Raw genomic sequence first — 6582 nt, 5'->3', positions numbered from 1 at the left:
ATAAATTGGTCTAAAAATTCCTGCTTCTTCGTCAAATAGCTCGCTATTCTCCTCAGAAGCAGAAATTTTTATCCTCAATTTCTTGCAATCCTCGCTACGGACGCTTAAGTCCGACAGGCTGCTAGGGCAGGAAAATGACCTTTTGGGGAATTTACAGGTCATGTAGGGACTCTAATGCAATGCTGTAGTAGTATCCATCACCTGAGCCTGGCAATTCCCGTCGGGCTTATAGTCTTCATTTTTATAATCTTTGGAAGTTTGGCTGTGGAGAATTCAGAAACAGGTCGAATCCTGATTGTTGAGGATGATGAACGGCTGGCCACACTCACCCGGGACTACCTCGAGAACAATGGACTCTCGGTCTCTATAGAAGGTGATGGTGGCAAAGCGGTTGGTCGTATTCTTGAAGAGCGTCCTGATCTGGTGGTGCTGGATCTGATGCTGCCAGGAGAAGATGGTGTTTCCATCTGTCGCCGGGTTCGTGAGCAGTATGCCGGACAAATTCTGATGCTGACCGCCCGGACCGATGACCTGGATGAAGTACTGGGGCTGGAAATGGGAGCAGATGATTATGTTGCCAAACCGGTTCGTCCAAGAGTGCTATTAGCCAGAATCCGAGCTTTGCTGCGCCGAAATCAGGGGCCTCTGGAAGAACAGGAAGAGCAAAGCAACAGTCGCTTGATTTTTGGTCCGCTGGTTGTGGATAACTCTATGCGAGAAGCCTGGCTGAACGATGTTAGTGTTGAATTAACAAGTGCTGAGTTTGACCTGCTGTGGTTGCTCTGCTCCAATGCGGGTCGAGTGTTGAGCCGGGAAGAAATTTTCTCTCAGCTGCGTGGTATAGAGTACGATGGTCAGGATCGTTCCATTGATGTTCGGGTGTCTCGCATTCGACCTAAGATTGGCGACGATCCCATGCACCCTCGTTTGATCAAAACTGTTCGCAGTAAAGGTTACCTCTTCGTTAAAAGCGAATAACCGCTCTGAGTTATCTAAGTAGAGAAACCTGTGAGTAGCATTTTCTTACGCATATATGGCGGGCTCCTGTTTACGCTGGTGCTCGTCGCTGTTCTATCTGGTATTTCCGTTACGCTGATCAATGGAATAAGACAGGCTGAATATCGTGAAGATATGGTCAGGGGAACCTTTCGTCTGATCGCCGAGACCGTTGAATCGTTGCCTGAAGACGAACGTAAGCCCTGGCTCGAAGACTGGGGAAAGCGTCTTGCGATTCCCTTTGAGCTGGTGAGCCCTGAAAATTCAGGTCTGGATCAGGATCAATTCAAATCTCTGAAGCACGATGGTATCAAGGTTCGTATGTTGGATCAGAACAGTGCACTGGTGATGACACCTCTGACGGGAGACAGCCTTTTGGAAGGTGTAGTGTCGTCTATATCGGAGCAAACAGCCAGTGGTACTCTCAGCCTTCTAAAAGCCAAATTAATGCGTTTTCCCGTCGCTCGCAGAGCAGAAAAACTGAAAGAGTTGTCTGTCAATAGCTTCAGTTACCCTGTCCATCTGGTGGAGCCTTCTCAAACCCGGTTAGTGCCTGTGCAACAGGAGCAGCTTCGTAAAGGCAGCATGATGATGTTGCTGGATGATGAGGCACAGACGGTATCTATCTACACAAGTCTGCCTGATGAATCCCGATTGATCAGAATGGGACCATTAGGGTTGCTGAATCCTTATCCTTTCAAGCTGATGCTGACCATTGGTTTGTTTGTACTGACTTCCCTGAGTCTGGCCATTTATATTCTGGTTCGGGGAATGGAAAAACGACTGCGTAAGCTTGAGAGAGCAGCCACGCGTTTCAGCCGCGGCGACTTTGATGTTCGTGTCTCTTTGCATGGTGCCGACTCTATTGGTCGTCTGGCTCAGGCATTTAATGCCATGGCGGGTCATATCCAGAGACTGTTAAGTTTGCAGAAAGAAATGATCAGGGGTGTTTCTCACGAGTTGAGGACCCCCGTAGCCCGGCTCAGGTTTGGTCTGGATCTGGTGGCCGACGCCAGGACGTCTGAAGAAAGAGATCATCAGTTAGAAGGCATGGATAAGGATATTCAGGAACTGGATAACCTGGTGGATGAGATTTTGACCTATGCCAATCTTGAACAGGGTGCACCAGAGGTGCGTTTCAAGCGGCAAGATGTTGATAAAATCATTGGTCAGGTCGTCAGTGAGCACAAGCGCCTGCAGGATCGTGTGGCCATTGAGCACGTTCCATGCAATATACTTGACCCACGTCGCTTTGCGGACATTGATCGTCGCTATATGCACCGGGCTATCCAGAATCTGGTGGGTAATGCCTGTCGCTATGCAGACAGTAAACTGGAGGTCAGATTTTCTGCAACACAAGACACTTGTCGAGTTGATGTGGACGATGACGGCCCCGGTATCCCAGAGGATCAATGGGATCGAGTCTTTTCAGCGTTTTCAAGGTTGGATGACAGTCGTACCAGAAAATCAGGCGGTTATGGGCTGGGGCTTTCCATCGTGCGGCGAATTATGTATTGGCACAACGGTCGTGCAATGGTCAGCCACAGTCCTCTGGGGGGCGCCCGGTTCAGTCTTGTTTTACCTCGCAAGCAGAGACGCTGAACGACTGGAAGGCCTGGTTTGAAAGTAGCCTTGTTTGTTTCCCTCCTTCAAGGCTTTTCATTCCGGCAGGGCCGGAAGAATTTCCGGTAACGTTTTGAAGCAGGTTTCTCTGGCTGTTTCCAGAAAGTCGGCAATATAGGGCTGTTCTTTCTGTTCCACGCGGATACCTGCGTAGAGTGTTGACCAGAGACCTTCGCTTCCCAGCTTTCTTGCTGCTACATGGTCTTTTTCAAGGTACTCCGCCAGAGCCCAGTTAGGCAGAGCACAGACACCGCGCTGACTGGCAACCAGCTGCAGCATCATCAGAGTCAACTCAACCGTTCTGACTTGGTTGGGCTCTACGTCATCCGGATCCAGAAAACGATTAAAGATATCAAGCCGGTCGTGATCAATGGGATAGATGATCAGTGTTTCTTCTTCCAGATCAGCAGGCCCGATCCACTCCTTTTTCAGCAGGGAGTGGTGTCTGGAGAGAGCCAGTAGCATCTCATAACGAAACAGCGGGATATACGTCAGACCGGGAATGTCCATCGGGTCAGAGGTTACCACCAGATCCAGCTCTCCTCTCGATAAGGCGGGTAAGGGGGCAAAGTTGAAGCCGGTGGCAAAGTCCATCTCCACTTCCGGCCATTGTTGACGATAAGCGTCAATGGTTGGCATTAGCCACTGGTAACAGCTGTGACACTCAATGGCAATGTTCAGTCGTCCTGATTCCCCTCCAGCCAGCCTGAACAGATCTTGCTCAGCATGTCTTAGTTGGGGAAGCAGTTCGTCTGCCAACTGCAGGATGCGCAGGCCTGCTGATGTAAATCTGGGTGGGCGGGTTTTGCGGATGAATAATTCCATACCAATCCGGGCTTCGAGTTCCTTGATCTGGTGGGAAAGAGCAGACTGAGTCAGGTGCAGGATTCTGGCTGCTTCAACAAGGCTGCCGGTCTGCTTCAGGGCGTGAAGTGTTTTCAGATGCCTCAGTTCCAATCCTATGTTGGTTGTCATGATAAGAAATGTCTCGTCTGGGGATTTATTCTTTAAAAGATTATCAATTCTGCTCACTATTATCATTAGTAAAATGAGTTTGATTCAAGTTCTTTCGTGGGCCAGACTAATACCCGATGAGCAGCCGGGCGTGAGGACACTGACTTCGCAGCCACGGCAGATTTCGAAAAGACAATAGCTAGCCATGAACGACAGAGTAATTTTATGTCGCCATGGGTTATGAACAAATCTTTTTAAATAAACAAGAGCGGATGCTCTGGGGAATCCGATTATGGCAATCTCACACAGTGGTGGCTTTCCACGGATTGGTGCTAATCGCGAGCTGAAAAAAGCGCAGGAAGCCTACTGGAAGGGTGAGCTGAGTAAGGAAAGGCTGTTAGAGGAGGGCAAACGCCTCAGGCGGCAGCACTGGGCTCTGCAAAAGGAAGCTGGACTGGACCTGGTTCCGGTTGGGGATTTTGCCTGGTACGATCAGATGTTGAATCACTCGCTCATGCTGGGAGCCGTGCCGGCTAGGTTCGGTGCAGACTCAGACTGTGAGGACATTGATACGCTGTTTCGTATGGCCCGCGGCAGGGCTCCCAACGGTACTCCGGCAGCAGCCTGTGAGATGACCAAGTGGTTTGATACCAACTACCACTATATTGTTCCCGAGCTTCACAAAGGGCAGACCTTAAAGTTGTCGTCTACAGAACTCATTCGTGAGACCCGGGAAGCATTGGATGCAGGGTTTAAGGTTAAGCCAACACTCATAGGCCCACTCACCTGGCTGTGGCTTGGGAAGGTGAAAGGGGAGGCTTTCAATCGTCTGGAACTGCTGGATGATGCTATAGAGGTCTATGGGCAGGTACTCAATGAGCTGGCCAGATTAGGTGTTGAGTGGGTTCAAATTGATGAACCCATCCTGGTGCTGGATCTTCCAACCGAATGGCATCAGGCTTTTGAGTCTACCTACAACAGGCTGCAAGGCAAAGATCTGAAGATCCTGCTGGCGACCTATTTTGGAGGCCTCAATGGCTCGACTACGACCGTGGTGAATTTACCTGTTGAAGGTCTGCATGTTGACTTGGTTCGTGATACTGAGCAACTGACGGGAATCCTTGACCGGCTGCCTTCCTACAAAGTGCTTTCGGCCGGTGTGGTGAATGGCAGAAATATCTGGAAGGCGGATATTCGTTCTATTGTTGATAAACTTCGCGAAGCCAGTGAGCGTCTGGGGCACCGTCTCTGGGTTGCTCCCAGCTGTTCACTGTTGCATACACCGGTTGATCTTGAATATGAAACGAATCTGGATGATGAATTGAAATCCTGGTTTGCCTTTGCCGTGCAGAAGTGTCAGGAAGTATCTTCCATAGCTCGCTTGCTTTCAGACGATCAGAGCCCTGAAGTTCAGGCTGCCCTGGCTGCATCAGATCGAGCGGTTGAAACCCGGAATCAGTCATCAAGAATACATAACGAGGCCGTTCAGAACAGGGTTGCCGGGATCGGCAGTGGTGATGACCAGCGTAATCTGCCTTATCGCGAGAGGGCTTTTGTCCAGGCATCCAGACTTAAATTACCGATGTTTCCCACTACGACAATCGGCTCTTTTCCACAGACACTTGATATCAGAAAGCAGCGTCGTTTATTCAGGAAAGGTGAGCTAAGTGAGAATGACTATGTAGAAGCTATGCAAAAGGAGATTCGGGACACTGTTGCCAGGCAGGAGGCGCTGGGACTGGATGTTCTTGTTCATGGCGAAGCCGAACGTAATGATATGGTCGAGTATTTTGGTGAGCAGCTCAATGGTTTTGCCTTCACCAGCAATGGCTGGGTTCAGAGCTACGGCAGCCGCTGCGTAAAACCTCCCATCATCATTGGTGATGTTTCCAGACCAGAGCCCATGACCGTTAATTGGAGTCGTTATGCCCAAGACCAGACCAGTAAGTGGATGAAGGGTATGCTCACAGGTCCGGTAACCATTCTCTGTTGGTCTTTCCCCCGGGAAGATGTGGATCGTAGTGTATCCTGCTTGCAACTGGCTCTGGCGCTCAGGGACGAAGCCGTGGATCTGGAAAAGGCGGGTATTGGCATTATCCAGATTGATGAACCGGCGATTCGCGAAGGCTTACCCTTGTCTAAGCAAGACTGGCCTGACTATCTGAACTGGGCAGTAAAAAGCTTCAGGATCGCTGCCAGTGGCGTTCAGGATGAAACCCAGATTCATACCCACATGTGTTATAGCGAGTTTAACGACATCATTGAGTACATCGCAGCAATGGATGCCGATGTCATCACCATTGAGACCTCCAGATCTGACATGGAGTTACTGGATGCTTTTGAGCAGTTTGAGTATCCCAATGAGATCGGGCCCGGGGTATATGACATCCACTCCCCCAACGTTCCCGAGCCACAGTGGATGAAACAGCTGATGAAGAAAGCCGCTGAAAAAATCCCTGCGCAGCGTTTATGGGTCAACCCGGACTGTGGTCTCAAAACCCGGGATTGGCCCGAGGTGGAAGCAGCCCTGAGCAATATGGTGCAGGTGGCTAACGAACTCAGGGATGAGCTGGCTTAACCGGTGATGCCCTGACCTTAACTTCAATGACAGGTGGTTTTGGGGGGGAAGTGACGGCAGAAGCTTCTTCCCCTTCATAAGTCAGAAATGAGGGCGCCATCAGTTCGGTATGGACGCTGGTGAAAACTTCTACCGTTCCCTTTTGCTCACCAGGCTTTAGCATGTAGAAAACTTTGTAAAGTTGGTTATTTTCAGCATCTTCGAAATAGAGAGTGGTGCCTTGATCCGCTGAGATGGTGATGCTCTGGGGTTCCAGGGGGCGCTCGTCAATGATCAGGTTTGTATCCAGTTGGTACTGGTTTAGGGTTGGTTCTTTGGTTTGAACGAACCCGGTGCACCCTGATAACATCAGTGCCAGGGAAATGATCAAGAGCCTCTGATAAAGGCTGTCTGAGCGAAAAGTATTCTTGTTTAACATTCAATTAAAATCC

5 protein-coding genes are annotated in these 6582 nt (G+C 49.9%); 3 read left to right on the top strand and 2 right to left on the bottom strand.

Going from position 1 to position 6582, the window contains the following annotated elements; genetic code table 11:
• The first annotated feature begins 258 nt into the window (after window positions 1–258).
• Both KBW69_RS03225 and KBW69_RS03220 read left to right on the top strand, forming a co-directional pair.
• Window positions 259–978, top strand: a complete 720-nt coding sequence (locus KBW69_RS03225; RefSeq protein ID WP_306671331.1) for a response regulator transcription factor — start codon at window positions 259–261, stop codon at window positions 976–978.
• A 30-nt stretch (window positions 979–1008) separates the two neighbouring features.
• Window positions 1009–2598: an ATP-binding protein gene (locus KBW69_RS03220; RefSeq protein ID WP_257279885.1), complete on the top strand. Its 1590-nt coding sequence runs from the start codon at window positions 1009–1011 to the stop codon at window positions 2596–2598.
• A 57-nt stretch (window positions 2599–2655) separates the two neighbouring features.
• Here the strand turns inward: KBW69_RS03220 and KBW69_RS03215 are convergent, their stop codons facing one another.
• Window positions 2656–3594 (bottom strand): LysR family transcriptional regulator, encoded by a 939-nt coding sequence (locus tag KBW69_RS03215; RefSeq protein WP_257279884.1) that lies wholly within the window; start codon window positions 3592–3594, stop codon window positions 2656–2658.
• 271 nt (window positions 3595–3865) lie between these two features.
• Here KBW69_RS03215 and metE point away from each other — a divergent pair, with 271 nt between their 5' ends.
• A complete protein-coding gene (gene metE, locus KBW69_RS03210) occupies window positions 3866–6151 on the top strand; it encodes a 5-methyltetrahydropteroyltriglutamate--homocysteine S-methyltransferase (protein ID WP_257279883.1) in 2286 nt (761 codons plus the stop codon).
• On the opposite strand, the gene KBW69_RS03205 is transcribed toward metE, so the two are convergent.
• Window positions 6132–6521, bottom strand: a complete 390-nt coding sequence (locus KBW69_RS03205) for a hypothetical protein (RefSeq protein ID WP_257274493.1) — start codon at window positions 6519–6521, stop codon at window positions 6132–6134. The genes metE and KBW69_RS03205 overlap by 20 nt on opposite strands.
• Window positions 6522–6582: the final 61 nt, after the last annotated feature.

Origin of the sequence: Endozoicomonas sp. ISHI1, assembly GCF_024606225.1 — a bacterium.
Taxonomy (GTDB): Bacteria; Pseudomonadota; Gammaproteobacteria; order Pseudomonadales; family Endozoicomonadaceae; genus Endozoicomonas_A.
Note: the sequence above shows the minus strand (reverse complement) of the source record. Positions and strands in the feature narration are given on the sequence as shown.

What these genes read in the sequence shown, in the direction of transcription:
- KBW69_RS03215 (WP_257279884.1), bottom strand. Translation starts at nt 3,594, where the DNA reads ATGACAACCAACATAGGATTGGAACTGAGGCATCTGAAAACACTTCAC.
- metE (WP_257279883.1), top strand. Translation starts at nt 3,866, where the DNA reads ATGGCAATCTCACACAGTGGTGGCTTTCCACGGATTGGTGCTAATCGC.